Annotated in this window: 30 protein-coding genes and 1 tRNA gene; 15 read left to right on the top strand and 16 right to left on the bottom strand. The window is 45.0% G+C overall.

Annotated elements, in window-relative coordinates:
- Positions 1 to 11 precede the first annotated feature (11 nt).
- From ACLVWU_RS18245 to ACLVWU_RS18235, 3 genes are all read right to left on the bottom strand, one after another.
- Positions 12 to 1,157, bottom strand: a complete 1,146-nt coding sequence (locus tag ACLVWU_RS18245) for an AGE family epimerase/isomerase (RefSeq protein WP_413576325.1) — start codon at positions 1,155 to 1,157, stop codon at positions 12 to 14.
- A gap of 71 nt (positions 1,158 to 1,228) precedes the next feature.
- Positions 1,229 to 2,023 (bottom strand): trypsin-like serine peptidase, encoded by a 795-nt coding sequence (locus tag ACLVWU_RS18240; protein ID WP_413576324.1) that lies wholly within the window; start codon positions 2,021 to 2,023, stop codon positions 1,229 to 1,231.
- 100 nt (positions 2,024 to 2,123) lie between these two features.
- Complete coding sequence (locus ACLVWU_RS18235; RefSeq protein WP_413576323.1) at positions 2,124 to 2,312, bottom strand: hypothetical protein; 189 nt, start codon at positions 2,310 to 2,312, stop codon at positions 2,124 to 2,126.
- 138 nt (positions 2,313 to 2,450) lie between these two features.
- Between ACLVWU_RS18235 and ACLVWU_RS18230 the strand changes: the two genes are divergently transcribed.
- Positions 2,451 to 2,879 carry a hypothetical protein gene (locus ACLVWU_RS18230; protein ID WP_413576322.1) on the top strand — a complete coding sequence of 143 codons (429 nt, stop codon included), beginning with the start codon at positions 2,451 to 2,453 and terminating at the stop codon, positions 2,877 to 2,879.
- Here the strand turns inward: ACLVWU_RS18230 and ACLVWU_RS18225 are convergent, their stop codons facing one another.
- Positions 2,880 to 3,542, bottom strand: coding sequence for a hypothetical protein (locus tag ACLVWU_RS18225; RefSeq protein WP_413576321.1), 663 nt, complete (start codon positions 3,540 to 3,542; stop codon positions 2,880 to 2,882).
- 100 nt (positions 3,543 to 3,642) lie between these two features.
- On the opposite strand from ACLVWU_RS18225, the gene ACLVWU_RS18220 reads away from it, so the two are divergent.
- Positions 3,643 to 4,518 carry a hypothetical protein gene (locus ACLVWU_RS18220; RefSeq protein ID WP_413576320.1) on the top strand — a complete coding sequence of 292 codons (876 nt, stop codon included), beginning with the start codon at positions 3,643 to 3,645 and terminating at the stop codon, positions 4,516 to 4,518.
- Between the two features lie 124 nt (positions 4,519 to 4,642).
- Entirely contained in the window at positions 4,643 to 7,603 is a 2,961-nt protein-coding gene (locus tag ACLVWU_RS18215; protein ID WP_413576319.1) for a transglutaminase domain-containing protein, read from the top strand.
- Between the two features lie 35 nt (positions 7,604 to 7,638).
- Here the strand turns inward: ACLVWU_RS18215 and sucD are convergent, their stop codons facing one another.
- Both sucD and sucC read right to left on the bottom strand, forming a co-directional pair.
- Positions 7,639 to 8,511 (bottom strand): succinate--CoA ligase subunit alpha, encoded by an 873-nt coding sequence (sucD, locus tag ACLVWU_RS18210; RefSeq protein ID WP_413576318.1) that lies wholly within the window; start codon positions 8,509 to 8,511, stop codon positions 7,639 to 7,641.
- Positions 8,512 to 8,517: 6 nt separating this feature from the next.
- Positions 8,518 to 9,681: an ADP-forming succinate--CoA ligase subunit beta gene (gene sucC / locus ACLVWU_RS18205; RefSeq protein ID WP_413576317.1), complete on the bottom strand. Its 1,164-nt coding sequence runs from the start codon at positions 9,679 to 9,681 to the stop codon at positions 8,518 to 8,520.
- A 106-nt stretch (positions 9,682 to 9,787) separates the two neighbouring features.
- Here sucC and ACLVWU_RS18200 point away from each other — a divergent pair, with 106 nt between their 5' ends.
- From ACLVWU_RS18200 to ACLVWU_RS18145, 12 genes are all read left to right on the top strand, one after another.
- Entirely contained in the window at positions 9,788 to 10,552 is a 765-nt protein-coding gene (locus ACLVWU_RS18200; RefSeq protein ID WP_413576316.1) for an ABC transporter ATP-binding protein, read from the top strand.
- Positions 10,553 to 10,574: 22 nt separating this feature from the next.
- Positions 10,575 to 11,303, top strand: coding sequence for an ABC transporter ATP-binding protein (locus tag ACLVWU_RS18195; RefSeq protein ID WP_413576315.1), 729 nt, complete (start codon positions 10,575 to 10,577; stop codon positions 11,301 to 11,303).
- Positions 11,300 to 12,082 (top strand): MlaE family ABC transporter permease, encoded by a 783-nt coding sequence (locus ACLVWU_RS18190; protein ID WP_413576314.1) that lies wholly within the window; start codon positions 11,300 to 11,302, stop codon positions 12,080 to 12,082. The genes ACLVWU_RS18195 and ACLVWU_RS18190 overlap by 4 nt, the downstream gene beginning before the upstream one ends.
- Positions 12,079 to 12,798 carry an MlaE family ABC transporter permease gene (locus ACLVWU_RS18185; RefSeq protein WP_413576313.1) on the top strand — a complete coding sequence of 240 codons (720 nt, stop codon included), beginning with the start codon at positions 12,079 to 12,081 and terminating at the stop codon, positions 12,796 to 12,798. Before ACLVWU_RS18190 ends, ACLVWU_RS18185 begins: the two co-directional genes overlap by 4 nt.
- A gap of 18 nt (positions 12,799 to 12,816) precedes the next feature.
- Complete coding sequence (locus tag ACLVWU_RS18180; protein WP_413576312.1) at positions 12,817 to 13,593, top strand: MlaD family protein; 777 nt, start codon at positions 12,817 to 12,819, stop codon at positions 13,591 to 13,593.
- Positions 13,594 to 13,617: 24 nt separating this feature from the next.
- Positions 13,618 to 14,271 carry a hypothetical protein gene (locus ACLVWU_RS18175; protein WP_413576311.1) on the top strand — a complete coding sequence of 218 codons (654 nt, stop codon included), beginning with the start codon at positions 13,618 to 13,620 and terminating at the stop codon, positions 14,269 to 14,271.
- 414 nt (positions 14,272 to 14,685) lie between these two features.
- Positions 14,686 to 15,423 carry a hypothetical protein gene (locus ACLVWU_RS18170; RefSeq protein ID WP_413576310.1) on the top strand — a complete coding sequence of 246 codons (738 nt, stop codon included), beginning with the start codon at positions 14,686 to 14,688 and terminating at the stop codon, positions 15,421 to 15,423.
- Entirely contained in the window at positions 15,411 to 15,848 is a 438-nt protein-coding gene (locus ACLVWU_RS18165) for a hypothetical protein (RefSeq protein WP_413576309.1), read from the top strand. Before ACLVWU_RS18170 ends, ACLVWU_RS18165 begins: the two co-directional genes overlap by 13 nt.
- A gap of 26 nt (positions 15,849 to 15,874) precedes the next feature.
- Positions 15,875 to 16,090: a hypothetical protein gene (locus tag ACLVWU_RS18160; RefSeq protein ID WP_413576308.1), complete on the top strand. Its 216-nt coding sequence runs from the start codon at positions 15,875 to 15,877 to the stop codon at positions 16,088 to 16,090.
- Between the two features lie 6 nt (positions 16,091 to 16,096).
- Positions 16,097 to 17,143 (top strand): PLP-dependent cysteine synthase family protein, encoded by a 1,047-nt coding sequence (locus ACLVWU_RS18155; RefSeq protein ID WP_413576307.1) that lies wholly within the window; start codon positions 16,097 to 16,099, stop codon positions 17,141 to 17,143.
- Between the two features lie 11 nt (positions 17,144 to 17,154).
- Entirely contained in the window at positions 17,155 to 18,318 is a 1,164-nt protein-coding gene (locus ACLVWU_RS18150; protein ID WP_413576306.1) for a cystathionine gamma-synthase, read from the top strand.
- Between the two features lie 71 nt (positions 18,319 to 18,389).
- A tRNA-Phe gene (locus tag ACLVWU_RS18145) sits at positions 18,390 to 18,465 on the top strand.
- A 50-nt stretch (positions 18,466 to 18,515) separates the two neighbouring features.
- On the opposite strand, the gene ACLVWU_RS18140 is transcribed toward ACLVWU_RS18145, so the two are convergent.
- From ACLVWU_RS18140 to ACLVWU_RS18095, 10 genes are all read right to left on the bottom strand, one after another.
- Positions 18,516 to 18,992, bottom strand: coding sequence for a Dps family protein (locus ACLVWU_RS18140; protein ID WP_413576305.1), 477 nt, complete (start codon positions 18,990 to 18,992; stop codon positions 18,516 to 18,518).
- A gap of 83 nt (positions 18,993 to 19,075) precedes the next feature.
- Complete coding sequence (locus ACLVWU_RS18135) at positions 19,076 to 19,657, bottom strand: DNA-3-methyladenine glycosylase (protein ID WP_413576304.1); 582 nt, start codon at positions 19,655 to 19,657, stop codon at positions 19,076 to 19,078.
- Positions 19,654 to 20,352 (bottom strand): polyphenol oxidase family protein, encoded by a 699-nt coding sequence (locus ACLVWU_RS18130; protein WP_413576303.1) that lies wholly within the window; start codon positions 20,350 to 20,352, stop codon positions 19,654 to 19,656. The genes ACLVWU_RS18135 and ACLVWU_RS18130 overlap by 4 nt, the downstream gene beginning before the upstream one ends.
- Positions 20,349 to 21,371 carry an RluA family pseudouridine synthase gene (locus tag ACLVWU_RS18125; RefSeq protein WP_413576302.1) on the bottom strand — a complete coding sequence of 341 codons (1,023 nt, stop codon included), beginning with the start codon at positions 21,369 to 21,371 and terminating at the stop codon, positions 20,349 to 20,351. Before ACLVWU_RS18125 ends, ACLVWU_RS18130 begins: the two co-directional genes overlap by 4 nt.
- Positions 21,361 to 21,996, bottom strand: a complete 636-nt coding sequence (locus ACLVWU_RS18120) for a helix-turn-helix domain-containing protein (protein ID WP_413576301.1) — start codon at positions 21,994 to 21,996, stop codon at positions 21,361 to 21,363. The genes ACLVWU_RS18125 and ACLVWU_RS18120 overlap by 11 nt, the downstream gene beginning before the upstream one ends.
- Before the next feature lie 7 nt (positions 21,997 to 22,003).
- Positions 22,004 to 22,978 (bottom strand): P-loop NTPase, encoded by a 975-nt coding sequence (locus ACLVWU_RS18115; protein ID WP_413576300.1) that lies wholly within the window; start codon positions 22,976 to 22,978, stop codon positions 22,004 to 22,006.
- Between the two features lie 9 nt (positions 22,979 to 22,987).
- Positions 22,988 to 23,692: a tRNA (adenosine(37)-N6)-threonylcarbamoyltransferase complex dimerization subunit type 1 TsaB gene (gene tsaB, locus ACLVWU_RS18110; RefSeq protein WP_413576299.1), complete on the bottom strand. Its 705-nt coding sequence runs from the start codon at positions 23,690 to 23,692 to the stop codon at positions 22,988 to 22,990.
- Entirely contained in the window at positions 23,689 to 25,365 is a 1,677-nt protein-coding gene (gene rseP, locus ACLVWU_RS18105; RefSeq protein ID WP_413576298.1) for an RIP metalloprotease RseP, read from the bottom strand. The genes tsaB and rseP overlap by 4 nt, the downstream gene beginning before the upstream one ends.
- A 76-nt stretch (positions 25,366 to 25,441) precedes the next feature.
- Positions 25,442 to 26,275: a phosphatidate cytidylyltransferase gene (locus tag ACLVWU_RS18100; RefSeq protein WP_413576297.1), complete on the bottom strand. Its 834-nt coding sequence runs from the start codon at positions 26,273 to 26,275 to the stop codon at positions 25,442 to 25,444.
- Complete coding sequence (locus ACLVWU_RS18095; RefSeq protein ID WP_413576296.1) at positions 26,247 to 26,978, bottom strand: isoprenyl transferase; 732 nt, start codon at positions 26,976 to 26,978, stop codon at positions 26,247 to 26,249. Before ACLVWU_RS18095 ends, ACLVWU_RS18100 begins: the two co-directional genes overlap by 29 nt.
- Positions 26,979 to 26,988: the final 10 nt, after the last annotated feature.

Raw genomic sequence — 26,988 nt, 5'->3', positions numbered from 1 at the left:
AGCATTCCGTCCTAATTTCGCAAGTTTACGTATTCCTCTAAGGCATTGATAATATGGTACAAAGAGCTGGATTTAGAGAAGTTTCCGGAAAAAGTATCCTGAGCTGAAAGCTGATCGTACCACATACCTTTTTTAGGGGTCGCAAAGAACTTAAACAGGGTGTCCATGGCATCATCGGCGGCCTTGTGATAGACCGCCTGATCTGAAACCGGGACTTCCTTGGCCAGTCGAACTGCTGCTTTAATACGCTCACATTGTGGCCAAAAGCGCGAAGAAGTCAGTTTAGGCGTGAAATCACTCCACATTTCGTCGAAAGCGATTTTGCGAACGGGGTCCGTTCCGTGCTTGTCGGCTGAAAGGAAAAGCTTATGACGAACGGCTTTGCAGTCCTTGCCGGTCAAATCCTGATACAGGGAAAACAACCAGGACCATTCAAATTGGTGGCCCGGCTCATAAACGAACTTGCCGTTTTCGCGCAAAGCATTCCAGTTTTCATCGAAGTACTCGCCCAAGATGCCTGTTTGCGGATCAATGAACTTGTTCAACGCCAAGGTTGCTAGCTCTTCGCCAAGCTTCCACCATTCTTGATCCTTATCGATTTGCATCCAGGCAATTGCTGATTCAAACATGTGCATGTGGGGATTCGATTTGTATGAAGCAGTTCCCTTTTCATCCAGTTCTGTGAAGCCGCCGGCTTTAACGCTTCTTTCGCGGTACAGATATTTCACCAGCTCTTTTGCGCGGGTTTTATATTCAGGTTTTGGATCCATTTGGTAAGCCTGCGCCAAACCAAAAAGCGCGAAGGCCTGTGTATAAAGATCGGGATTCATGCTTTTGGGAGTGCCATCTGCAAGAACTGAATAAATAAATGAACCGGATGGTTGTTGAAATTTATCAATCATGTAGCGCACACCCTGATTGACTGCAAAAGTGGCTGTGTCATGGGAGACAGTCTTCATACGAAGTCCCGTCAGGAAGGAATAAATCTGACGGGATTGCACCATTGCACGGCGAGGCATTTCCATCGGTTCACCTTCAAATGTCAGGTTCTCTTCGAAGCCGCCATTTTTGCGATCGATGCCTTTACCGCTCCAAAGAGGGAAGACATCGTTAGTAAGCCAATTCTTTGAAAATTCAATTCGTTGTGAAGGATTCATAGCGCTCTCGGTTCTTCAGAAAAAGTTGATATCTGAAGCATAATTCCTAAGCGCCACGGGTCAAGGCAAGTTTAAATTTTGTCGCTGATCAGTGCGGCCTTTAAGAACGTTTCGCCGTTGCAGGTGCCGTTTTCGCAGCTATTGAAGTTAATGCATCCACCGCGAGTTTGTACTCTATAAATATCGTCTTCCAGAATATCTTCAGCACCACGACTTAGAATTCCAACCACTTCGCCCCGGGTATTGAAAAGCGGGGAGCCTGAGCTGCTGGCGAATGTGTCGACTGAAACTTTGAAGAAATTTGAGTTCGCATCGGCATTCTTAATTATTCCGATGTCTTGCTTTAATGGCAGCCCCAGGGGATAGGACATGCTCAGCAAGGAGTCACCTTCGCGCAGATTTACATCAGTGGCAACTTTTACGGGTCTGATTCCCACGACATGTTGATTCAGCTCTACCACGGCAAAATCCATCTTTTGATCAATGGTGATTACTTTGTTGCAGGAGTAAACATTCAGGTTCATTGCTGTGTGGTGCGCGCCAAATACAAATCGCGCATTGGGACACGAGTTGGTGCTTTGCATGCAGTGTGCAGCAGTCAGAACTTTGTTCGATGCAATCAAAACTCCACTGCAATGACCAACAAGTCTTTGCTCTTGAAATCTTTCATTGTCACACAGGGGATACATGTCTTTTAAAACAGGAAAATTCTTGCGAGTTCCATCGTAAATCATTGCGGTCGGCTGGCCGACGACCCAAGTGCGATCATTCACGGATACTTCTTCGCGTGAATCACCGTTATAGTAAACAGCGTTAGCGAGGCATCCAGCGGTGAAAATTAATAGAAAAATTCCCAATGATTTCATGGCCCTGCATCTTAGCAAAGTCCGCCTCGGGCGGGGTAAAGGAATGGGGAATTCGTAAAATCTACGCGGTGGTTTGTCGACAAATTCGACAACGGGTTGCTTAGAACGACTTAATCACGAAATAGGGTATGAGAATATATAGCGTTACATCACGAACCAGGTAATAGCTGATGATTATGGCGAACATCTTCCAGCCATATTTCTTACGGAGGGCGCGGAATCCGCCGTCTTTAAATGTCTTTTTGACCTCGCGAAGAAGGTCTTTTCCGGGCTTCAGCATCAGCTCCAATGATAGGCCTCAGGGATGGCTTTGGCAAAGCAGGCTGAAGATTTACAGTAGGGGATTTTCAATGAGCTTTTATTTAGGCTTCCAGCTTGCATCAGGAAGGGGGCGGGAGTAAACGGAGGGCTCACTTAAGGAGTACTTATGAAGGCCTTGCTTGCATTGATTTTTGTCGCACAATTTCCGCTTGTTTCCATGGCTTCTTTCACGCAGCTGCGCTGCTCAACTATTGGTAACGAAGCGACTGTGACGGTTCAACTAAGCCGTGCAGTAGATGCGCAAAATCCATGGGTGGGTATGAATACCATCGGTGCAAATTTAATCGTGAAGCGTACTGGTGCATACAATTCTTATTCTACTGCTATCACACTGAGCCCTCTTGCTCAGTATGGCGACTTGAACATGCGTGGTGATGCTGCTCAAGGGGGAGTTTACCTGCAACTGTATCCGGTGATTGCTGGTGGAACTGCCACTGGAAAATACACAGGTCAGTTGTTTGTGAATGATCTTGATAAGCGCGAGTACTTTGATTTCCGCAGCGAAGGCAACGAGCCCGGCTTGGTTTGCCAGTAATTAGCTTGCGCCTTGTTTTACCGCGCTGTTAACTTTTTTTGCAGGAACAGCGCCTGCTGGTTTAGCCAGATCTGCTTCCGCTTTTTTGCACGCCGCATAGTCTTTTAGTACTGTTTGCAAAGAAGTGGCTGGAGCTTTGATCATTGAAGTGCTCATACCAGGATATACAGCTTCCAACTTCGTTTTCACTTCTGGCATAAATCCATCAATTGATTTTCGCGAGTAAGATATCTTGGCAGAAATATCTGCACATTCCTGAATTTTATTTAAATCAAAACCAAATCCGCCTGTATCAACTTTATTCAAAAGATCCTGGCATAGCTCTGCCGTTTGGACGTCACAATTATAGGATTTTGTGTCTGGTTGAAATTTACATTCAGCCATTCCTAAAACCTGGTTCTCACCATTCAGCTTCGTGAAGGTGAAGTAAGTACCTTTTTTGCTCCGATAAGTCGTAGCTACGTTATCATTCTTTAGATAAACTATCTTTTTATATTCGAGATCGGTTTTTTTCTCATAGATTTCATTGCCCGAAGATTTCTCTGTGTAATTGTACCCGGCGGTTTTCATTTCTTCATGATTAAGTCCAAAACCGAATTTCTTCAGTGGGTTCGCATGTACTGGATTGGCTAATATTGCAGCAACGATAAGTTTGATAAACATGCTTTATTAATCGGAATTTCAGGGAACATAATTAACAGTTGTAATCAGTGTTTTTGGGATTGAAGTTTACAAACTTCGAACTCGACCATAATCTAGCTCCATGAGGAAAAATCTTTTACTTTCCATCAGTTTGCACGTGGTTCTTGCTGCATTCTTGTACCTTTTTTCTGAGGGTAATCTTGATGGACAGAACGTGCCGATTCAGATTGAGATTTTGCCGGCGGCGGTCCAGAAATCGGCTGTTCATTCCGCGTCCCCAGGTACGGGGGCTGCTAAGAAGAAAGTTACAAGAACAGAAGCTGCCATAGTGAGAAGTCTTTTTGGATCAGGCTATGTTGCTGACTCCAAAGTCTTGGGTGATCACCAAAAGCACCATTCTGAAAACACTTTCGCAGATGGCAGAACCTACATAACGGGTGCTGACAATTTCATCTCGGATACTGATCAGTGGAGTTACTTTGAACAGGTCTTCAAAAAAATAGATGAGCAACTGATCTTTGATTCGATTCTTGCTCAGTACGACCATTTTGGAATTGTCTATGTGGAATTCGAAGTGGATGAACAAGGCCGATTTGTTAAAAACAGGCTGAAAGTATCCGCTGAAGACGCCATTCTGAAAGTGCATGCCTTGCGCGCACTGATTAAAGGCTTGCAGGAATCCTTCGATAAAACGAAGTGGAACACAACAGGCACTAGTCACGTCTTTCAGGCGCAATTCGTGTACTTGCAAGACAGCCCCAGCATCAATCAAAACAAGCAAAAGGCTTTTGGAAAGTCCGTCCTGACCTTCACTCGGGCAACAAATGAAAAGCCAATTCCCAGCACGATCAAAGAGCAGCTGTTAACCGGTGGGGTTCATTACGAGTTGTTTTCCGTGGCTGAGCGATGGCAAAAGTACAACAAGAAGAAGAAGCTTCGTGAGCAGGGATTCGATCCGTTCTCTACCTACAAGTCCGATCCACTTTATACTCTCTAAAGCGATGGGAAAATCCAGATATTAGGCCTGTACCTTGTATCTTTATGAGACTGATTTGCTCGATTTGAATTACAAATAAAATTGGATACCTAAGTGAATTATCGAGTCCGCCGATATGGTAACCATGTTTAAGTTTATAGCTACAGTGCTAGCACTCTCTTTGTTTGGTATGCAATCATCGGCAGAATGGGCGAAAGAGACCGACGCACCTTATATATTGAATAGTACTGAGCAGGTGATAACTGTTGATGATAATGGTTTGTCAGATTCAACTGTTACCCGGGAGTTTCAAGCACAAAACGAGCAAGGACGAAACTTTCTAGTCAGACAATCTGTACCGACACTTCCGGACGCTTCGACGTTAAACTTCATCAAAGGTTTTAGCGAAACTTCTGGGGTTGTCACTGCGGTCCAAGCGAAGGATACTAAAATGGTTGATTCCGTTGTTGAACAGGGGATCACCAATGGCCGTGAAATGGTGATTCCGTTTAGCAATATCCAAATTGGCTCAAAGATCAATTATACATTCCGTGAAAAACAAAAGAAGTTTCTTGTTAAGGGACTGTTCTCGCGACGCTTTACAATTGGTTTGTTGGTTCCGGAAAGGGCGACCAAGGTAAAGATAAGGTCGTTGCTTCCGTTATTCGTTAAAATAAACGACCCGTGGCAAGCTATTAAGTCGAAAACTTATCAAGATGGACCTCATCATGTCTTGGAGTTTGAGCAAACTAAGCCGCTATATAAGCTGCCAATCGAATTCAATCCCATGCTGAACAAAGACACAGTCACTACTATCGATATCAGCACAACAAATGATTGGGCGGTGATCGCGGGGACCCTGGGAGAAGAATACGAAGACTCCATGAGGGTAGGAGTGTTTCCAAAGGCATACGAGATAATTCTTGAGAAGGCTAAGAAGCAAAAATCAGTTCCTGAAAAGATTGATGCTGTGACCTCGGAGCTCGCAAAGATAATGACTTACTCCGGCGATTGGACAAGCTTTGAAAAAGGCTACATTCCCAGGAGTCTAGATCAAATTGCCAAATTGAAAACAGGCGATTGCAAAGATTTTTCAATAGCTACAACTGCGATGCTGCGAAAGATTGGTATTAAAGCCAATGTTGCATTTGTATATCGAAGCGGCTGGGAGCAATTTAACTCCTCGATTAATCGCGCTTCGGATCCCATTGTGACACTCAGATTATTCAATCATGCCATCGTGAAGATTAGAGACGGAAGTAAAATTCTTTGGGTAGATCCAACAAATATTGTTAGTAACTCAACCCTAACTTTTTCTGATATCACCGGATCCCCGGCGTTAGAACTGTCGTCTCAAACGCGAGCCCTTGAAAAAATTCCTGTGCCATCATTGGAGCAATCGCGAATTGTCTTCGATAAAAGTATTAGTATAAATGCTGATGGTTCAGCAGACTCTGTCACCTCATTTGAGGTCGCGGGTGAGTTCGTGAACCAGGTGTTGGGGATTTCATTTAGTAGAAACGAAGATGATGCAAAGAAGTATCTGACAACTCTTTTGGCTTCGGATTCGGGAAAATCTAGTTCAACCTTTGACGGTGTGGATTTTAAAACGCGTATTGCAGCGCCAATGAAGGGCAAGCAAAGTGTCTTTGGCGAGTTGATAGTCAGCAAAGATAAAGAGGATAAAACCTACCTAACAGTCCCAGCATCCAGGTCTATTGCAATTATGTTTGCGCTACGGGAAAAAAGAATTACTGATGCAAATATTGGTTCAATTTTTTATGAAAAATCCAATACTCACGTAAAAGGCTACGATATTGTCGGCTATCCCGAGGGTTGCACGGTTTTATCACCGTGGTTCAAACTTACACGGTCCTTATATAAAGTTGAAGATGGATTTCGCATCAAAGATGAGATGCAAATCATGAAGAACGAATTCACCGCTAAAGAAGTAAGTTCTGATAAGTTTCAATCAAGTCTGGGCGATATTGCTAGTTGCCTTGCCGGTCGAATAGAAATTCGCAAGCTTTCGGAAGATGAAACTCTTGCTATACGCCTAAGGGAATACACACTAGTAAAAGCGAAGGAGGAGTACGACAGTCCCGGACCAAAATCAATTAGTGGATCCCGTCATGCGCAACATATTGTGAATCAGATTCTTTTGTCAGAGCCAGAGAGCAGACAGGCGTTGATATTGAAAGCTAAAGCTGTGCGAATGGTTGGATATAAGGTCAGCACAATGGACCGCACTGAATACTTGAATGAGTCTGAAAGAATCCTGGACATTGTTCTTGCGAAGTCGCCAAGGGACCCAGAGGCAATGCTTCAAAAAGCCTGGATCGATTACTATAGAAAAGACATACCGAAGATGGTTTCAAGTTTTACAGCCGCAGCCAGTGTTTCACCCAAGGATCATGAGCTATATTATTTGAGCGGTACAATTGAAAAGAAGCAAAAGAACACTGAAAAGGCGCTGGAAGCATTCAAGAAAGCACTTGATTTGGCGCGCACAGATGTGGAAAGAAGCAAGGCAGCAGTGGGTGTCGCCGAATGCCTGATAGATAAAAAGGATATTGATAAGGGAATTTCCTTTTATAAATATGCCATAAAGAAACAGCCGGAAAACTCTTGGGTTGCAGGGAATTTTGCCGGACTTGTTCAAAGACTTGGACGCTGGGATGATGCCATTGAAGCAGGTGAGGTGGCAATTCGCGTAGCCGACTATGGACTGGCGAGAAAAACACTTGCTGATGCTTATGGTGGAAAAGGTGTAACCCACTTGTCTCGAGAATACCCCTCCGTCGAAGCAAGAAGAAAGTCCGAAGACCTTGCTGAAGCAACCTTCTCTAAGGGGCTTCAGTATGATGCAACAAATGCAAAATGCCTGAAGGGTCTAATATTTATCTATAACAACAGAGCTATGGATGATCGTCAGGCCTCCACTGCGACAAAAGCATTGAGCTATTTGAATCGGGCTCAGCACATCAAAGAATTCAATTCAGATTTTTGGCATGATATCCGTCGAGATCTTGAACTGGTTGCTGCCGGCAAGAAAATACCGTCTGATCGCGCGCCCTCTTCCGAGCAAAAAAAAGGCAGCCCGTGAGGACTGCCTTCATATACTAACTTGAGTAAAAAAAACTACTTCTTAAGCATAGATTGCATCGTCGTTCCCATGTCAGCAGGGGAGCGAGAGATTTTGCAACCAGCAGCTTCAAGAGCCTTAAATTTAGCTTCTGCAGTACCTTTGCCGCCGCTGATGATCGCGCCAGCATGACCCATGCGTTTACCAGCAGGAGCCGCAGCACCAGCGATGAAGGCAGTCACAGGTTTTTTGAAGTGAGCTTTGATGTATTCAGCAGCTTCTTCTTCAGCAGTACCACCGATTTCACCGATCATGATTACACCGTCAGTGTCTGGATCTTCATTGAACAATTTCAAAACGTCGATGAAGTTTGTGCCATTCACTGGGTCACCACCGATACCTACGCAAGTGGATTGACCGATACCAAGTGCAGTCAATTGACCAACAGCTTCGTAAGTCAATGTACCGGAACGTGAAAGAACGCCGATACGACCTGCTTTATGGATGTGACCTGGCATGATACCGATTTTGCATTCGCCTGGAGTGATAACGCCTGGGCAGTTTGGACCAACCAAACGAGTACGTTTACCCTTCATGTATTCTTTTACTTTAACCATATCAAGAACCGGGATGCCTTCAGTGATACAGATCACAAGATCCAAATCAGCATCAACAGCTTCCATGATAGAGTCAGCAGCAAATGGAGGAGGTACAAAGATCACAGAAGCGTTACAGCCTGTAGCTTCTTTTGCTTCTTTCACAGTGTTGAACACTGGAAGACCGATGTGAGTCGTGCCACCTTTACCTGGAGTCACGCCACCAACCATTTTTGTTCCGTATGCCAATGCCTGCTCAGAGTGGAATGTACCTTGAGCACCAGTGAAACCTTGGCAGATTACTTTTGTGTTTTTGTTAATAAGAATTGCCATGTTCGCTTATCCTTTAATCGCAGCAACGATTTTCTTAGCTGCATCAGTCAAATTGTCTGCTGGAGTGATGTTCAAGCCAGACTCTTTCAACATTTTTTTACCAAGTTCAACGTTTGTACCTTCAAGGCGGCAAACCAATGGAACTTTAAGACCCAACTCTTTAGAAGCAGCGATTACGCCCTCAGCGATGATGTCACATTTCATGATACCACCGAAGATGTTAACCAGGATGCCTTTAACGTTTTTGTCTTTAAGGATGATTTTGAACGCTTCAGTTACTTTCTCTTTGTTAGCGCCGCCGCCAACATCCAGGAAGTTTGCAGGCTCAGCGCCGTGCAATTTGATGATGTCCAAAGTCGCCATCGCAAGACCCGCGCCATTCACCAAGCAACCGATGTTACCATCAAGTTTGATGAACGCTAGATCGAACTTGGAAGCTTCAATTTCAGAAGGCTCTTCTTCGTTCAAGTCGCGCATTTCAACGATGTCTGGATGTCTGAACAATGAGTTTGAATCGAAGTTCATTTTAGCGTCCAGGCAAAGAACATCGCCCTCTTTAGTAACAACTAGAGGATTGATCTCTGCGATAGAGCAGTCAGTAGCGATAAACGCGTTGTAAAGACCCGTGAAGAATTTCGTAGCTTTGTTTACGATCTCTGGAGCCATACCGATTTTGAATGCCAATTCGCGAGCCTGGAACGGCATCAAACCAACAGTTGGATCGATGTCGACTTTGATGATCGCGTTTGGATTGTGTTCTGCAACTTCCTCGATATCCATACCGCCTTCAGAAGAAGCCATCATTGCAGCTCTTCCAGTAGCGCGGTCGATCAAGCAGGCAACGTAGTATTCTTTAGCGATGTTGCAACCTTGTTCGATGAAAACTTTTTGAACAACTTTACCTTCAGGGCCTGTTTGGTGAGTCACCAAAGTCATGCCGATCATGTTTTTAGTGTATGCGGAAACTTCGTCCAAAGACTTAGCAACTTTAACACCACCGCCTTTACCGCGGCCACCAGCGTGGATTTGAGCTTTAACAACCCAAACTGATCCACCGATTTCTTTAGCAGCAGCAACTGCTTCTTCTGGAGAGTGAGCCAGCTTACCTTTAAGCGTCGCTACTCCGAACTTTCTCAAGACTTCTTTGGCCTGATACTCATGAATATTCATGTACTAACTCCGATTATGAACTTGCGTTTGTGGCCCCATTCAATATCAAATCATACTCAGAGACAAGGATTACCGCTCGGCGCAGGACTGATGGAAGGTAGGGAAAATGGGGAGTGTATTGCGTTTGGAAAACGTGACTGTGACTTTTGACTCACAGGTCGTGTTGCGCTCCGTAAATCTGGATATCAAGTCCGGCGAAGCTTTTGTCATTATTGGCCCTAGTGGACAGGGTAAGACGACTCTACTGAAAACTTTGTCAGGCCTCGTAACCCCTCAAGATGGCAAAGTTTTTGTTGAACAAAGCGACTGGCTAACGCTGGGCAACAAAGAGCGACTGCCACTTCTTAAAAAAATGGGAATTCTGTTTCAAAAGAATGCCTTGTTCGATTCCCTTTCCTGTATCGAAAATATCTGCTTTCCGTTGCGTGAAACGACCCGCCTTTCGGAGTGGGAAATAACAAAGAAAGCCGAGAGCTTTTTGGATGCTGTCGGGATTCCTCATGCCCGTGATTTGTTTCCTGACGAAATCAGTGGAGGCATGCAAAAGCGTCTGGGAATCGCGCGGGCCTTGGCTTTGGATCCGAAAATCATTTTCTATGATGATCCCACTGCAGGGTTGGATCCTATCACTTCAAAAAAAATCATCACACTGATCAAGACACTTCAGCAGCAGAACAATTCCACCATTGTTGCAGTCACGAATGATATGAATCGTGCTTATCAGATGGCTGACCGAATTGCGATGGTGGTAAATGAAGAAGTGATTATCACGGGTACTCCGAAAGAAACTGAAAATCACCCTGATCCAAGAGTAAGACAATTTGTACGCGGCTTGCTTGAAGGGCCATTGACGGCGCTTGACCCCGCATAACATCCAACCCTAAAATTTACGGGTGATAGAGTTCAAAAAGATCGTCAAAAGATTCGGTGAGCGCACAGTTCTAAATGGACTTTCGGCGACTATTCGTGAAGGCGAAATTGTTTTCATTCTTGGAACGTCTGGCACAGGTAAGTCCGTACTTTTGAAAAATCTTGTGGGATTGCTGACGCCGGATCAGGGTGAAATCTGGATTGATGGCGAAGAGGTTTCCAAGTTTACCGAGGAGCAGTATTTGCCCATTCGAAAGAAGTGCGGAATGGTGTTTCAGCATCCTGCTCTTTTTGATTCATTGACGATATTCGAAAACGTGGCATTTGGACTGCGTCGGCACTATGATTATTCAGAAGACATCATCAAAGATAAAGTCGCCAAAGCCTTGCGCCTGGTGCATTTGAAGCAAGTCGAAGACAAGTTGCCATCACAGATTTCGTATGGAATGCAAAAGCGCGTAAGTCTGGCGCGCACGGTGGCGTTGGATCCCAAGATTCTGCTTTTTGATGAACCCACCACAGGTTTGGATCCGGTCACCACAACAGCAGTGAATCAGTTGATCTATGATCTTTCCCGATCTTTAAAAACAACTTCCCTCGTGGTCAGTCATGACATGAACTGCGCTTTATCCATCGCCGACAGAATTATTGTTCTGGATAAGGGGCAAATAGTCGAAATGGGCACCCCGGAAGAACTAAAAAAATCAGAAGTGCCTCTGGTTAAGGACTTTTTGGCAGAGGTGCTGGCATGATGACATTGGCAGTGGGAGTTCTGGATGAAATTGGCGGGACTCTTATCTTTCTAAAGAAGATCATCAGCACGATCTTTGTAAAACGCCTAAAAACCCACGAAATATTCACGCAAATTTGGAAGGTTTCCACCGAATCCTTCGCGATGACGGCCATGGCGGGATTCTTTGTCGGCGCAATCATGGCTGTGCAATTTGCAATGCCGATTCGCGAGTTTGGTGCTTTGGGATTCCTTGGGGGACTAGCGACCAGTGCGACTTTCCGGGAAGTTGGCCCGATGTTGATTGCCTTTATGCTTAGCGGAAAAGTAGGTGCCTATACTTCGGCTGAACTTGGAACTATGCGAGTCACCGAGCAAATCGATGCCGTTCGCTGTCTGGGCGCGGATCCTATTCAGGAAATCATTGTGCCACGATTTATTGGCATCGTCGTTTCCAGCTTTTTTCTTCTGGCTGCGGGTCTAATGATGTCTGTTTTTGGTGGGATGGCGCTGGCCCAGGCATTTGCAGGGATATCTGCTGAAGAATACATTCGTCACATTCCAACAATTGTCCATCCGATATCTATTTTAAGCGGGTTGATTAAAAGTCTGGTATTCGCGGTGGTTCTTGCGACCATCTGCACCTATAAAGGTTTCACAACTTCCGGTGGAGCAAAAGGTGTGGGTCGTGCCGTCGTGGCAACGGCCGTAACCACAATGATTTGCATTGTGGTTATGGATTGGTTCACCAGTTTTCTGGGTGATGTCATCATTCAGGCTTTCAGGGGGTATCGGTCATGATGAATTTACTGGCTGAAACCTTTTGGGGAACATTTTCCGGACCATTTCGTCGCAAAGAATTCTTTCAGCAGCTGTACTTTGTAGCAAATCGCAGTCTTTTCATTATCGTTTTCTGTGTTTGTTTTGCGGCAATTGTGACCATCCTGGAGTCATCATTTCACATGAAACTGGTTATTCAAAACGATGCGATGGTTCCGGGTTTTGCGGCAGTTCTTATTCTAAGAGAACTTGCAGCGATCGTGACGGCACTTTTGCTGTGTTCTCGTGTGGGGGCGGGATACGCTTCAGAAGTCGGAACCATGCAAATTACGGAACAGATCGACGCTTTGAAAATGCTGGGAATTGATCCGATCAACTATCTGGTTATACCCAGATTCTTCGCGTGTGTTGTGGGCGGCATTTTACTGACTGTGATTTCCAATATGACCTGTTTGTTTGCAGCGATGGTGATCAGCCAAAGTTATTTGGGGTACACGCCGGGAATGTTCATCGGTTCCATGCATCGCTTTGTTCAATTTAAGGATGTCTATTTTGCTGTGATAAAAGGTGCCTGTTTTGGTGGAGTTATTCCATTAGTGGCATGTTATTTTGGCTTTCGTTGTCAGCAAGGTGCTGAAGGTGTTGGTAAAGCGACTACAAACACCGTGGTCGTGGCTTCGATTGCAATTATTGTTATAGATTTCATTTTATCTTATACTTTTAGTTACCTTTATTGAGGTTTTTCAGGAGCGTTTATGAAAGTGGAAACCAAGGTCGGTTTGTTAGCTCTGGTAAGTATAATCATGGTTATGGCGTTTGCTTATGCCATGGGCTTCATTTCACCATTCTCGAATACAAAAGAACTTAATGTGATGTTCAACTTTGCTGGTGGTATCGAAGAGGGTTCTCCTGTTCGGGTTATGGGTATCAAAGTGGGTAAGGTGAAATCCATCACATTTGATCCTGAATTTAAAATGGCAACGGGTGAGGAAGTGAAACTTCGCCTGACGATAACTGTGGATAAAAAGGCCTGGACGAGCGTCCGTAAAGATTCCAAATTCTTTATCAATCTTGCCGGAGTAATTGGGGAAAAGTTTCTGGAAATCTCTCCGGGATCTGCAGCTGCCGGGGAATTTGCCGCTGGTGAGTATGTTCGTGGTGAAGATCCTCCGCGAATTGATCAGCTTTTGTCACAAGGATACGGTTTGGCCGGAAAAATGATCGAAATACTGGAAAAAAATGAAGGATCTGTCACCAGCACGTTAAAACAGATGGATGCGCTGGTGACAAACTTCAATCGCACGCTGGTTTTGTTGGATAAGACGACAAAAAATCCGGAAATTTCGCGCTTGCTGAACAATTCCATCAAAATTAGCGACGATCTTGCTTACTTTACTTCAAATCTTCGATCTAAAAAGGCGGAAGACACTTATGATCTGGTTCATAAGCTTCTTTTCAGATTAGAACCACTTGATGGCCCGGCGATTAAGCAGTTCTTGCAAAAAGAAGGCGTCAGAGCCCGTATCTTTTAGATCATTAGCTAAAAGGAGGCTTCTATGTTTTCACGTTTTACGGTTATCACGGTTCTTGCCCTGCTGACCTCCAACTATTCCTTTGCTGAAATCTCGACATCAAATCTGTGGTCGGATTCAAATTCAGTATCTTCAAAAGCACTTAGCATTGAGCAGGATTATAGTGATTCTATGCGGGCCGAGCGACTTGGAATGAACTATTCTTCAACCATGGGTATGCGTCAGGATCGCAAAGTTGGATTGGGAATGTCTGTAGGTGGCCAATTGGGTCTGGTGGGAATCACCGGAGAGTTTAATTTTGAAGATGAAAATGGTGTTGTGGCCGGATTCGGGACCGGTCCCGGTTATAATTCGATCCAATTTTCCTGGAAGCATGCTTTTGAGGGCGATTATATCGCACCTTATTACACTGCAGGTTATTCCCGCTGGTATAATTCAATGGGAAATTCCACCTCATGGAAAGAATCGGGCATTCTGGACCGCGTTTTAACCGAAGATGAAAAGCGCACCGGACAGTTTGGAACGGACTTTTTAAATGCCTCCTTTGGTCTTCAGTATAATCAGTTGTCGGGTGATTTTGCGGGCACTTCTTTCTTCGCTGAAGTGGTTGCAATGTATGAAGTAAAACGCGCGCAATTGATTCCTTCAGGAACCGTCGGAGCTCTATACTATTTCTAAAAAGATCATCACTGATTTAAATAAAAAAGGCTCGCAGACATGCGGGCCTTTTTTATTTGAAAGCCGCTACCAGAGCGGATTTCGGACATAAAAAAACCCCAGAGTTGCCTCTGGGGTTCAGTGTACTAAATTAGTACAGCGTCTAACTACTTAGAAGCTTTTTTAGTAGCTTTTTTAGCTACTTTTTTAGTAGCTTTTTTAGCTACTTTTTTAGTAGTTTTCTTTGCTGCTTTTTTAGTAGCTTTTTTTGCTGCTTTCTTTGCCATGTGCTCCTCCTAGGATGCAAACGTTGTTGTTGTTACTTACTTGTAAAAAACCTTACTTACCCTAAGTCTTCCCAAATCGACCACCGCCGTCAACAAAAAAATTTCTTGCATATTTTTTGCGATCAACAAAAAGCCAGGGAGGCCCTTCTTGATCACTTTTTTTATGCTTTCGATGTTCGGACAAGCGCTCGTTCAGCGTTCACTTGCCAACATCTCGCGGGAATTTGCAATCTCTCAACGTCGTTCGCGGTCTTTGATGATCTTGAACTTCGTTGTGATCACATTTATCGCCGCGATTTCCGACTCAGCGGTATCGCTCTGGCTTTTCATCGGCATTCTTTTAATAAGTTTAAAGTTTTTTCCGGATATTTTCCGCAATTTTCTTTCGCGACGACTTTCTAAGGCAGTGATCCCCATGTTGGACAACCTGATTTTGGGAATTCAAGCCGGAAAATCCTTCCGACAAAGCCTGCATATGGCAATCGAAAGTCAGCGCGGTTGGCAGCGCAATCAGATGCGTGAAATCTATAATTGGATCGTAAGTTCCGAAAACTCCATCGTCGCGAAAGCCGCGCGGATAAAGGATTTGCAGGAAGAGTTGTTCGAGATTGATCGTTCGCAAACCCGCACGCTTGATCAGGTAAAAGCACTTCGAAGACAGTATAAAGTGGAAGAAAATTTTCGACGTAGGTCCGGACAAGTGACCCAGCAGATTAAGATGCAGGCGATAATTGTCACCGCCCTTTACGGGGCGCTTTTAGCATTTGTATTTGTGCAATTTGGCTTTATGAACCACCGATTTTTAATAATTTGTTCCCTTTTTATGTTCGTTTTGGGGCTCGTCATTATTTTTAGCGTGGGTCGGAGGATGAAATGGAAGGTGTAGCTCCGCCGCTGGCTCTTTTACTTTGTGTAAAACGCGCATTGGAGAAGGGACAACCCGTGAAATCGGGCATATTGAACTATTTAAAGCGTCATCATGGGGAATTTTCTGCCGTAGTTGCTCAATGGATGGCGCTATTGCAGCAAGGATTGGTCACCCATGGCCTCATTAATGAGATCTCATCACCCCATCGCCAGGTGCTCTTGCAGGTTCTGGAGCGGGGATTACGTGGTGAGGCGGTCTATAATGTTATTGTCAGCCTGGAAGGTGAAATGATTGAGGCCTGCGAGGACGAGATAAGTACCAAGCTCGCGAGACTTCCTTTTCTATTGCTGATCCCACTGCTCTTGTTTCAGTTTCCAGCCTTCTTGTTGCTGCTTTTTGGTCCCTTGCTGCAAAATTTTTTTCACTCTTTGGGAGGGGGGTGATAGAGTGAGCCCGTTGGGGGAAATCCATGGCCGAGCTTGAAACAAAGAAGAAGTCTGTATCGTTGGAGAAACTGGTAGGGGAGTTGATGAAAGATCAACCTAACAGAAATCTGGTGAAACAGCTGACTTCAGAGCTGGGAATGGAATATTCCACGGATCCAATGACTCAAATGAATACAGTTTTGCAGTCAATGAACACAGTTTTACTTCGTCCCAACCGAAGCAGAGACTTAGAAAGCTAATCAATCATGTCAGAAATCTATAAAAACATCCTGGAAGCTGTCGGGCACACTCCGATGGTGGAACTTCGCAACGTCACTAAGGGTTCTAAACATAAATTTTTCGCAAAGGTTGAGTACTTTAATCCCGGCGGAAGCATCAAGGATCGCGTCGCAGTTGCGATGATCGAAGAGGCTGAAAAACGCGGTGATTTAAAACCGGGCGGTACAATCGTGGAAGCCACTTCTGGTAACACCGGGGTTGGTCTGGCTTTGGCAGCTGCTGTTAAGGGCTACAAATGTATTTTCGTGATGCCGGAAAAGATGAGCGAGGAGAAAAGAGCAATCTTGCGCGCTTATGGTGCACAAGTAGTTATCACTCCGATGGTGGAACCAGAGCATGAGCTGAGTCACTATACTGTTTCAAAAAAGATCGCTGATGGAATTCCGGGCGCTTTCTTGACCAATCAATTCTTTAATAATGACAACCCAACTCGCCACTATCAGACAACAGGTCCAGAAATCTGGAAACAAACTGATGGTAAGGTCGACGTTTTGGTCGGTGGCGCAGGAACAGGCGGAACTCTTTCAGGCTGCGCAAAGTATCTTAAAGAGCAAAAATCCGGCGTTAAAATTATCTGTGCAGATCCAATTGGATCGATTCTTTACGATTTGTTCTATCATAAGAAGATCGTTGATCCGCCAGGATCCTATAAAGTTGAAGGTATCGGGGAGGACATGCTTCCAGGAAACGTTCATCTGGATATCTATGACGGTTTTGTTCGCGTCGGCGATCCAGAGGCATTTGAAATGACACGCAGACTGGTCTCAGAAGAGGGTCTTTTGGTAGGTCCATCCAGCGGAACCGCTTTGGTGGCGGCAATGAAGTATGCTGAAAAGATTGAAACTCCACAAAATATCGTGGTGATTTTCCCTGACAGCGGACGCCAATACCTGAGTAAGGCGTTTAATGACAAATGGATGGTCGAAAACGGCTTTTTGAAGGCAGATGATGTAAAAACTGTGTTCAACAGAGTGATCAGTGCAGAAGAAGCACTTAAAAACCTTTCGAAATAATAGGTATATTTATGAAAAACACTAATTCAAAACTTGGTTTTGCGACTCGTGCGATTCACGCAGGTCAGTCCCCTGATCCAACAACAGGCGCGATCATGACTCCGGTGTATATGACCTCGACTTATGTACAATCCTCACCGGGTGTACATAAAGGATGGGAGTATTCCCGTACTCACAATCCCACTCGCAGAGCTTATGAAAACTGCATGGCGAGCCTTGAAAGCGGAAAATTTGGATTTGCTTTTGCTTCTGGTTGCGCGGCGACGACTGTGATTTTGCACCTTATCAAGGGTGGCGATCACGTGATTGCCATGGACGATATGTACGGCGGTACATTCCGTTTATTCGACAAAGTTTTAAGACATGATGGCATGGAGTTTTCATTCGTGGATTTGACGAAAGTGGAAAACTTTGAAAAGGCGATCAAACCAAACACTAAAATGGTTTGGCTTGAGACCCCAACAAACCCAACTTTGAAGCTTGTTGATATCAAAAAGATTTCTGCAATCGCCAAAGCCAAGGGCATCATCGTTGCTGTCGACAATACTTTCATGAGTCCTTATTTCCAAAGACCTCTGGAATTGGGCGCGGATATTGTTGTGCATTCGGCAACTAAGTACATCGGTGGTCACAGTGATGTGGTTGGTGGTGTTGCGGTTACTTCTCGCGATGACATCGCGGAACGTATGGCATTCTTAAGTAACTCGATGGGTCCTATCCAGGGTCCTTTCGATTCCTTTATGTGCTTAAGAAGCTTGAAAACTTTACCTTTGCGTATGAAGGCCCATCAGGAAAATGCGATGTCGGTGGCTCGCTTCCTTGAAGGTCACGAGAAAGTTGAAAAAGTCATTTACCCAGGTTTGGAAAGTCATCCCCAGCATGCATTGGCCAAAGAGCAGATGCATGGTTACGGCGGCATGATCACTTTCTACATCAAGGGGGGAATGGATTCGGCCCGTAAATTCCTGGAAAACGTAGAAATTTTCGCGTTGGCAGAGAGCCTGGGCGGGGTTGAGAGCTTGATCGAGCACCCGGCGATTATGACGCACGCCTCCGTGCCTCCTGAAAATCGCAAGGCTTTGGGAATTGATGACAGCTTGATTCGTCTTTCAGTGGGAATTGAGGACCTGAACGACCTTCTGGGTGACCTAAAATCTGCGTTCGACAAAGTCTAATTGTTGACAGGCAGGGGGGCAAAAGTTAAACCAATGTCTCTTTGAACAAAAGAATTCAGTTAGTTCTGAATGGCTTGGTAGCTCAGTTGGTAGAGCAGAGGACTGAAAATCCTTGTGTCGGCGGTTCAATTCCGTCTCAAGCCACCATTTTTTAGATTTAAAAAGGCTCCCTTTGGGAGCCTTTTCTTTTTTGGAATCTATTTTTTTTCCAACAAAGATCTCAACATCCATGCTGTCTTTTCGTGGATTTGAAGTCTTTGAGTTAAAAGATCCGCAGTTGGTTCGTCGCTGGATTTTTCAACTACAGCAAAAATTGAACGAGCTGTGCGCGCCACTGTCTCTTGGCCAAGCACCAATGTTTCGATCATTTTTGTTGCGCTTAGTTTTTCACCAGGAACTTCTTTGATTGAAGAAAGTTTCGAAAACTCTGCATAAGTACCTGGAGCATAGTGTCCCAAAGCACGAATACGTTCTGCAATAGAGTCCACTGCTAATGCCAATTCATTGTATTGAGTTTCAAACATCAAATGAAGAGTTTGAAACATCGGACCTTCTACATTCCAGTGGAAATTGTGAGTTTGAAGATAAAGTGTGTAAGTGTCTGCCAGCAATGTGGATAGACCTTTTGCGATTTCTTTTCTGTCTTTGTCATTGATGCCGATATTGATTTTCATCGTATGCTCCTATTGCGCCTATAATCTTAGATCAAATAGGCAGGTGTTTGAAATGAAAATCAATTGTGACTCGACGACCAGGGTTATTTCTTTGAAACGAACTTGTCATCGGCCAAATAGAATCTTAATGGCCATGCCGCAGCTTCGCCTGCATAGTCGACGCCAATTCGGGGTCTGGAGACGATCTGGCTTTTTGAAACTTTAAATCCATCGTCGCTTATATATAGAGCGGATTTTTTGTGCCACATCGGTAGAGCGTTATGTTCTTTGTTGATTGCATAGTGTCTGCATAGTTTTCCGGGACCATTTGAAACTAACTGCGATTTTTCAAATTTTGCCGCTAATGGCAAAGGCTCCACCGCACGAATTAGCACAGCTTCAGGATGATTCTCAGTGCGAGTGACAACATTCAGGCAGAAATACATTCCGTAAATTTGGTAGACATAGCTATGTCCACCCGAGAGGTACATCGAAGTTGTGCGCGGAGTGCGACGACCTTCAAACGTATGACAAGCGGGGTCCGTGATTCCAAGATACGCTTCCACTTCGACAATGCGGGCTTTATATTCAGTTCCGGTAGTGTTGATGTGAAGTGATTTTCCCAGCAGGGCTTTTGCCACAGAGGTGGTATCCTCAAAATAGAAATCTTGAGGAAGTATCTTCATGGAGTGCGCACCACAAAGCTGATTTGGCGCCCGGAACTTTCTTTGTCCCGTCTATAAGAGTGAAAGAACTGATCTCTCACAGTATCCAGATGCAGGCTGAAAACCTTTTCCATGGAAATGCCCTGTGATTCAAGCTGAGCCTTGACCACCAGGTTTAAATCCACAAGGGATTTTTCCGATGAAATCACAGTGTAAAACATTTCTTTGTCTTCGTTGGATAGGTCAGAAAGGCTTGCCAGAATTTGGTCCCGGACGTCGTTACCGCATTCAAAGCTGTCATGCTGAATATGCGGACCGATCACCACTTCAATCTCCTGCGGGGGAATTCCGCGATTGATCATCTGGTGAAGGGTGTTGATCAAAATTCGATTGGCGACTCCGCGCCAGCCGGCGTGAACACCAGCAATGGTGCCGGTTTGCGGGTGATAGAACAACGCCGGTACGCAATCCGCCGTGATCACACACAATGCCAGTCCTGTGCTTGTCGAGATATGCCCATCGGCATTGATCTGATAGTCGCATTTTGAATCTTTTGATTCTACAACGATATCGCTGTGGGTTTGTTTGACCCGCACAAAATCAAAATCGGGATAAGCTTTTTTTAAATTATCCAGTTGGGAATCTTTGCCACCGAAAAAGTAGGTGATGCCAGGGGCTTTGATTTCATAGCCAAGGGGTGTTTTCTCAAGATTCACAGCAAGCCCCACTTTTTAATCAAAGCTGAAATATCTTCGGGCCAGTCTTTCTTAAAGAACATTCGTTCCTGGGTGCGTGGGTGAGTGAAGCCCAGCTCTGCGGCGTGAAGAAGAAATCTTGGTAAAGTTCGAAGATCCTCTTGAATGCTTCTCTGCTCGATTGATTTAATTTTTCTGTCGGCTCCGTACAAAGTATCGCCGGCAATAGGGATTCCACTTTCCGACAAGTGAACACGGATTTGATGTGTTCGCCCTGTTTCAAGTTTCATCTTCATATAGCTTAGGCCACTTTTTCGGGCCAGAACTTCGTAATGGGTAACGGCCCACTTTCCGATTTCAGGGGCTTCATCGGGATTCATCAAGGGCTTTTGATCATAACCAAGAACTGATGCGTATCTCTTTCGATCTACAGGATGGCGGGCCAGATAGCTTTTAATCGTGCCAGTAAGATTGCGGGCAGTGCCGATGCAGACTGCATAGTAAATTCTGTGGGTACTGCGCTCTTTAAATTGTGACGTCAGGGACTCATGGGCTTTATCATTCTTTGCAACCACAATGATGCCACTGGTCTCTTTATCCAGACGGTGAACAATCCCGGGGCGTTCTTCACCAAACTTCATGGAAAGATCGTCAGTATGGGAAATCAGAGCATTGACCAGAGTATCGTGTGCATGACCCGCAGCTGGATGAACCACAAGACCTGCGGGTTTGTTGATGACGATCACATCGGAATCTTCAAACAGAACATCTAGCTTTAAATCATAAGCCTGTAATTCAGTTGGTACAGGAGCGGGTAAAGTTACTTCAATCGTGTCAGTGGCTTTTACCGGATGCGAAGCCTTTGCGATTTTTCCGTTTACTTTAACCAGGGAATTTTCAATCAGATGAGAAGCGCGCGACCGATTGTCGATTTCAGGCAATAAAGCCAATGCTTTATCCAGACGCAGTCCCACCATCTCGGGAAGAGGGGTTAACTGAATTGTCTGGGCCGAATTTTCAGAGTTTGATTTATTTTCCAAGCGCTTTTTTGAAGTTCTTCATATAGGAATCAGCGACTTTCTTGTCATCGATCCCTAGGGCTCTTGCGATTTGTACGACATATCCGCGTACAAAGACAACTGCTGGAAGATTATCAGGCTGCGTGCTTTCAATGGCTTTTACATACCAAGCATTGATTTTCGTGATTTCACTCATGCGCTCAACAGTGATGCCTTTATATTCGCGAACTTTCTTAAGGAATTCTCCGGTCCAATCTTCTTTGGCCAGGATTTCTTTTTCCATCGTTTCATCTTTGACGAAAACGACAGCTGTTTTTTTCTCAGCTGGTTTTGGTTCCGGAGGAGCCACGGTTTTGCTGGCTTCTATGATGGAGGCATAAGTTAAATCATTCAGTGAAGCCATACCGCTTAACAGTCTTTGGTCGTAGATGTTTCGTAGGATCTTGTTACCAAGAACCTGGTAAGCTTCCTCGATTAGGACCAAAAACTGGCGGGCTTCGTGTTCAGAAAAAATAGTGTAGATGGCTGGATTTTCGCCGGAGTATGTATTGCGAGCTCGTTCATAGGCCGCAGTCACTTCGTGTTGAGGTGAGTTTGCGGGCAGTTCAAGAATTTCGTAGTAATTATAACGAGTCGTCGCTTCCATGCACCTATTATACTACGGCGCGAAGTTCCTCGGGATCAATAAGTTGTTTGCACGTGGTTAAAAATTGTCCCGCTAGACCTGTGAATGGTTGCGCGAAAAGTACGTGTTCACGGCCCTTAACGGACTGCCACACTGCATTGTCGAAATCGATCGCGCCGGCAAAATCAATACTAAGGTCGTAGTACTTGTTGCAGACACTTTTCATCCCGAAACCCAGTTCAGAATGATTTTGATAGCGGCAACTGTTAACGATCAAACGAACAGGTTTCGCAGTCATGCTCTCAAAAAAGTCATAGTTCAAACCAGTTTGTTCTTTTAAGTACGAACGGAACGAAAAAGGTTTACCCAATGTTCTTTGGCGATGGCTTCGCAAAGTGGAAATCATATTGCCGTAAGCATCCGGTGTTGAATCCTGTTTAAGCGTGTGACAAACGAAGGCTTCGATAAAGCGGTATGTTTTTTCAATGCTGGTAGGCTCTGGCGAAGTTACCAGGAACTTCTCATCTGCAGCTTTGAACAGCTCAAGGTGTGGTTCCAAGGCGCCCGCCCCAAGGTCAACGATCACATAGTCGGCACGCAAACCGTGAAGTTGCGGAACTAGAGCTTGAATCTGCTCCATGGTGAAATCAATTGGTGACCAGGAATCCCAGAAGCCCTGAACGTAGGAAAGATTTGGATGCTGAGTTGGAATCACCAGCTCTTGAAGCGATTTAACACCTTCAAAGTAGTGTCTGATATTCATGTGCGAGGGCTTAACACCCATCACCGTGTGAATGTTGGCTCCACTTAAATCAAGATCAACGATGACTACCGAGTGGCCAAGTTTGGAAAGCGTGATACCCAAGCTAGAAGAAACAAACGTTTTGCCGACGCCACCTTTTCCAGAGGCTGTAACCCAAATCTTGGCTGCTGCCTTGTCTTTGGATGGAGATATTTTGAAAGGCAAAATGTCGTTGGTTTCGTTTTCTAAGTCGCGATCCATGGACTGTTCCTATTTCAACGGGGAAATCAGTATCCCTTTTTTTGTCTCTTCGGCTTCAGATGCGCGAATATAAAGGGGAATAAATGATTTCCAGTCTAAAGTTAGACCTCGTTGGGCGCGCTTTTCTGCCATCAAACCCAAAGTTTTTGCCAAGGGCTCGTTCGGAAAATCAGGGTTCAGGTGCATTCTCTTTTTTAACTCTTCCGGAAAATACTCATGATAAGTTTCCCAGCCATCGCCCACAACGGTTACGTCGCGATCAATGTGCTGAGAAAGTTCACGAACCGGAATCGCGGTGGGGCCCTTTAAATATTGGGGTTCATCACCGGAACAATCAAACATTCCAAGGTAGACCATGTTCTTGTAAGCATTCATGATTGCCAGAACCGGAAGCTTTGAAGTTTTGGCTTGTTCCGCCAGTAACATCAGCGAATCAATGGTCACCATAGGTTTATTAAAGCTATACGCGTAGGTTTTGCCAGCGTTGGCAGCTACACGAATACCTGTAAAACTCCCTGGACCTTGCCCCACTGCAAAGACGTCAATGTCTTCAAGTTTTAGTCCGGCCGTCTTTAAGGTGTTTTCAACAAATGGCGAGATAATTTCGGTATGGGATTTTTGTCGATGAGACGATTGCTCAGCGACGACATTTCCATCTTGTATGACAGCAACCCCGCCAAGCAGGGTGCTGGTTTCCATAGCCAGGATCTTCATAGACTAAAAATGCGAGTGAAGTCATTGAACAAGGCAAATATCATCAGACTCATCAGCAATGCCATGCCGACCTGTTGAGCGATCTCCATCTTGCGCAGACTTAGTGGTGCACCCTTAATAACTTCAATTGTGTAGAACACCAGGTGACCACCGTCCAATACCGGAATCGGCAGAAGATTCAGGATGAACAGATTCACAGAGATGATAGCCATCATCTGCAGGAACGGCGTGATACCAATTTTATAAGTTTCGCTTGCAGCCTGACCGATAGAAAGAACTCCGCCAATGTTTTTTGGAGAGATCTTGGCTTCGAACAAACGAACAAAACTCATCACCGTCATAACAGTGAAGTCCCAGGTTTTTTCTGTGCCGCGAACGATGGCCTCCACAGGATTGTTGGTGCGAACAACAACTGTATCTGGCGTCGACAGATTCACAACCGGAGCAATTCCGATTGTGTAGCGCTTTTCTTCACTTCCGGCGACCGTCATTTGCGTTGTCATTTTAGGTGTGATTTTCAAATCAACACTTTGGCCTTCGCGCTGAACTTTGATGTCGACTGGATTCTTGCCATCAAAAGATTTGATGTTCGCAATTACATCGTCCCATTTGTTCAACACTGTATTGTTGATGGCTAACAAGCGGTCGCCTTCTTTCAGGCCCGCAGCTTTAGCCGGGGAGTTGTCCATGACTTTGCTTAGGTAAAGTTCAGATGACTCAAGACCCAATGCTGCCATGGAGAACGTTTTCATGCTTTCCAATGGAGCCATAGTGACTGTCAGTGGCTTGTCCTGCTTGTCGCCTTCACGTTGACCCATGATTTCAAGTGTTAGTGGCTGTTGTGTGCTTGCCTTGCCTAGAGCTGTTTCCAGATCTCTCCAGTGACTGACTTTGCTGCCGTTGATACCAACGATAGAATCACCTGTGCGCAGACCTAAAGCAAATAGCGGAGTATTTGGAATAACACCCACTGTTGTTCCGGCGGACAATGCCGTTAATCCCTCAACAGCTGCCATGTAGTCGTAGGCGCTTAGAATGTTTGGATTTGGCTCCGCTTTGGCAATGACTGAAATCTTTGATTCTTCAGTGCTGCCTTCATGTTGAACGACGACATCAAGATGCAAATCCTGATCTTTCTTAAGGCTTAGAACATTCTGAATTTCTTCCCAAGTTCCGATCTTTTGATCGTTGATGGAAACAATTCGGTCGCCAGAGCGGAAGCCCGCTGCGTAGGCTGCAGATTGTTGTTTGATATCACCAAGCATTGGTGCTTTTGCATCTTCACCAATCAAGGCAACGATCATCAAAACAAAAATTGCAAAGAAGAAGTTCATCAAAGGACCTGCAAGAACAACCGCGATACGTTGCCATACAGTCTTGTGAGTGAATGCGACTTTTTTGTCTTCCTCAGAGATTTCCATGCCTGGTTGTTCGCCAAACATTTTGACATAACCACCCAGTGGAATAATTGAGAGGGCATAGGTCGTATCACCTTTTTTGTATTTCAGTATTTTCTTGCCGAAGCCAAGGCTGAATACTTCGACTCTAACCCCGCACCAACGAGCCACCAGGAAATGCCCCAGTTCGTGAACGAAAATTAAAATACCCAGTAGGATAACGAATGGGAGGACTACTGATAAACCGCTGTGAATTAAATTTAATAGCATTTCCATCCGGATATTCTAAGTGGTTAGAGCATCCCTGATCTACTAAATTACAAACTTTATGTCGAGGTGCTCGACTTTATTCTTACGACAAAAGATGAGATAGGATCACAACCCCGAGCAGGACAACAGGACTTGCGAATAGGACGCCATCAATTCGATCCAAGACGCCGCCATGCCCAGGCATGATTTTTCCGGAGTCTTTTACGTCCGCAACACGCTTAAGCAGGGATTCGAAAAAGTCTCCAAACTGACCGACAAATCCTGAGACAGCAGCCAATCCCAAAATGAAATACCACGTGTGTTCCGGCAGAAGAAACTTCCAGCAAAGCAGGCCCGCAATAACGGAACCTACGATGCCACCGACAGAGCCCTCCCAGGTTTTCTTAGGGGAGACAGTCGGCATCACCTTGTGTTTGCCAATGAGTACTCCAAAACAATAAGCCATGGTGTCGCCGGCGAATACAACAGCCAGCAAGAAGATAAACCAGCCAAGTCCTTGCTCCTGATCAAGTAATCTATATGCAAAGGATGGCAACAGGCCGATGTAAATCAAACCCAGTGCCGAGTGGGCTTGAAATCGGGTCATGCGCTGCAGGTCGCCGGTTTTATTCAGCTGCAAAAGACTTATGATGGTCAGAACAATCAATGACAGGGCAAAAAAGATCGCTCCCAGGTTGAGTGCCATTGTAGAAACGAAAAACACCAACAAAGAGGCTATGAAGAATGCTCCCTTAAGAGTGTTTGAGCTTTCTGATTTAAACAGAATTCCAAGCAGTTCCCATGCGCCGAGAACCACTGCGATGGCGATAATGATTTTAAGTCCCGTGATTTTTAGGAAGTAGTATAACGCAAAGATAATTGCCAGTGCCACAAGGGCAGAGGCGGCTCTAGTTAGAAAGCTTTTCCAAGTTGTCATTTGTAGAGACCTTGCCATAGCGGCGTTGTCTCACGGAAAAAGCATTTAGAGCTTCCTCGAGATGAGCCTCTGTGAAGTTAGGCCACAGAGTTTCCGTGAAGTAGAATTCCGAATATGCGGCCTGCCATAGTAAGAAGTTTGATAGTCTTTGCTCGCCGCTAGTTCTAACAATCAAATCAGGATCTGGAGTCGGATACGTGCTTAACGAAGTGCTAATCAAAGCCTCATCGATCTCATCTGGTTTGATTTCACCTTTAGCCACCATGTTCGCAATATTACGAACGGCCAAGGTCATTTCCTGACGAGAGCCATAGCTCAAGGCAAAGACCAAATTCAGGCCTGTGCATTGAGCTGTAGCTTCGCGAGCTTGTTGAATTGCTTTGAATACATCTGAAGGAACTTTGGAAAGATCGCCGATCACAGAGAAGCGGATATTTTCTTTTACCAGATTGCTGGTTTCCTTCGCCAAATATCGGCGCAGGATTTTCATAAGGAATGAAACTTCAGCTTGTGGGCGGAACCAATTTTCAGTCGAGAAAGCGTAAAGGGTCAGGTTTTTGATACCTTTGCGGGAGCATGCCGTGATGATCTTCTTAGCTACGCGCGTACCTTTGATATGACCAAAGGTACGTGGCTTTCGCTTGAGCTGAGCCCAACGACCGTTACCATCCATAATAATTGCAACATGCTTAGGTAAAGTCACCGGACTCCCA

Origin of the sequence: Bdellovibrio sp. HCB290, from assembly GCF_047305925.1 — a bacterium.
Taxonomy (GTDB): domain Bacteria; phylum Bdellovibrionota; class Bdellovibrionia; order Bdellovibrionales; family Bdellovibrionaceae; genus Bdellovibrio.
The sequence above is the reverse complement of the archived record's forward strand: the minus strand, read 5'-3'. Positions and strand labels throughout refer to the sequence as shown.

Coding starts and splice junctions, on each gene's coding strand:
- ACLVWU_RS18140 (WP_413576305.1), bottom strand. CDS start 18,992: ATGAAAATCAATATCGGCATCAATGACAAAGACAGAAAAGAAATCGCA.
- ACLVWU_RS18135 (WP_413576304.1), bottom strand. CDS start 19,657: ATGAAGATACTTCCTCAAGATTTCTATTTTGAGGATACCACCTCTGTG.
- ACLVWU_RS18180 (WP_413576312.1), top strand. CDS start 12,817: ATGAAAGTGGAAACCAAGGTCGGTTTGTTAGCTCTGGTAAGTATAATC.
- tsaB (WP_413576299.1), bottom strand. CDS start 23,692: ATGAAGATCCTGGCTATGGAAACCAGCACCCTGCTTGGCGGGGTTGCT.
- ACLVWU_RS18190 (WP_413576314.1), top strand. CDS start 11,300: ATGATGACATTGGCAGTGGGAGTTCTGGATGAAATTGGCGGGACTCTT.
- rseP (WP_413576298.1), bottom strand. CDS start 25,365: ATGGAAATGCTATTAAATTTAATTCACAGCGGTTTATCAGTAGTCCTC.
- ACLVWU_RS18175 (WP_413576311.1), top strand. CDS start 13,618: ATGTTTTCACGTTTTACGGTTATCACGGTTCTTGCCCTGCTGACCTCC.
- ACLVWU_RS18230 (WP_413576322.1), top strand. CDS start 2,451: ATGAAGGCCTTGCTTGCATTGATTTTTGTCGCACAATTTCCGCTTGTT.
- ACLVWU_RS18215 (WP_413576319.1), top strand. CDS start 4,643: ATGTTTAAGTTTATAGCTACAGTGCTAGCACTCTCTTTGTTTGGTATG.
- sucD (WP_413576318.1), bottom strand. CDS start 8,511: ATGGCAATTCTTATTAACAAAAACACAAAAGTAATCTGCCAAGGTTTC.
- ACLVWU_RS18100 (WP_413576297.1), bottom strand. CDS start 26,275: ATGACAACTTGGAAAAGCTTTCTAACTAGAGCCGCCTCTGCCCTTGTG.
- ACLVWU_RS18200 (WP_413576316.1), top strand. CDS start 9,788: ATGGGGAGTGTATTGCGTTTGGAAAACGTGACTGTGACTTTTGACTCA.
- ACLVWU_RS18165 (WP_413576309.1), top strand. CDS start 15,411: ATGGAAGGTGTAGCTCCGCCGCTGGCTCTTTTACTTTGTGTAAAACGC.
- ACLVWU_RS18115 (WP_413576300.1), bottom strand. CDS start 22,978: ATGGATCGCGACTTAGAAAACGAAACCAACGACATTTTGCCTTTCAAA.
- ACLVWU_RS18220 (WP_413576320.1), top strand. CDS start 3,643: ATGAGGAAAAATCTTTTACTTTCCATCAGTTTGCACGTGGTTCTTGCT.
- ACLVWU_RS18185 (WP_413576313.1), top strand. CDS start 12,079: ATGATGAATTTACTGGCTGAAACCTTTTGGGGAACATTTTCCGGACCA.
- ACLVWU_RS18240 (WP_413576324.1), bottom strand. CDS start 2,023: ATGAAATCATTGGGAATTTTTCTATTAATTTTCACCGCTGGATGCCTC.
- ACLVWU_RS18120 (WP_413576301.1), bottom strand. CDS start 21,996: ATGGAAGCGACGACTCGTTATAATTACTACGAAATTCTTGAACTGCCC.
- ACLVWU_RS18245 (WP_413576325.1), bottom strand. CDS start 1,157: ATGAATCCTTCACAACGAATTGAATTTTCAAAGAATTGGCTTACTAAC.
- ACLVWU_RS18150 (WP_413576306.1), top strand. CDS start 17,155: ATGAAAAACACTAATTCAAAACTTGGTTTTGCGACTCGTGCGATTCAC.
- sucC (WP_413576317.1), bottom strand. CDS start 9,681: ATGAATATTCATGAGTATCAGGCCAAAGAAGTCTTGAGAAAGTTCGGA.
- ACLVWU_RS18160 (WP_413576308.1), top strand. CDS start 15,875: ATGGCCGAGCTTGAAACAAAGAAGAAGTCTGTATCGTTGGAGAAACTG.
- ACLVWU_RS18225 (WP_413576321.1), bottom strand. CDS start 3,542: ATGTTTATCAAACTTATCGTTGCTGCAATATTAGCCAATCCAGTACAT.
- ACLVWU_RS18155 (WP_413576307.1), top strand. CDS start 16,097: ATGTCAGAAATCTATAAAAACATCCTGGAAGCTGTCGGGCACACTCCG.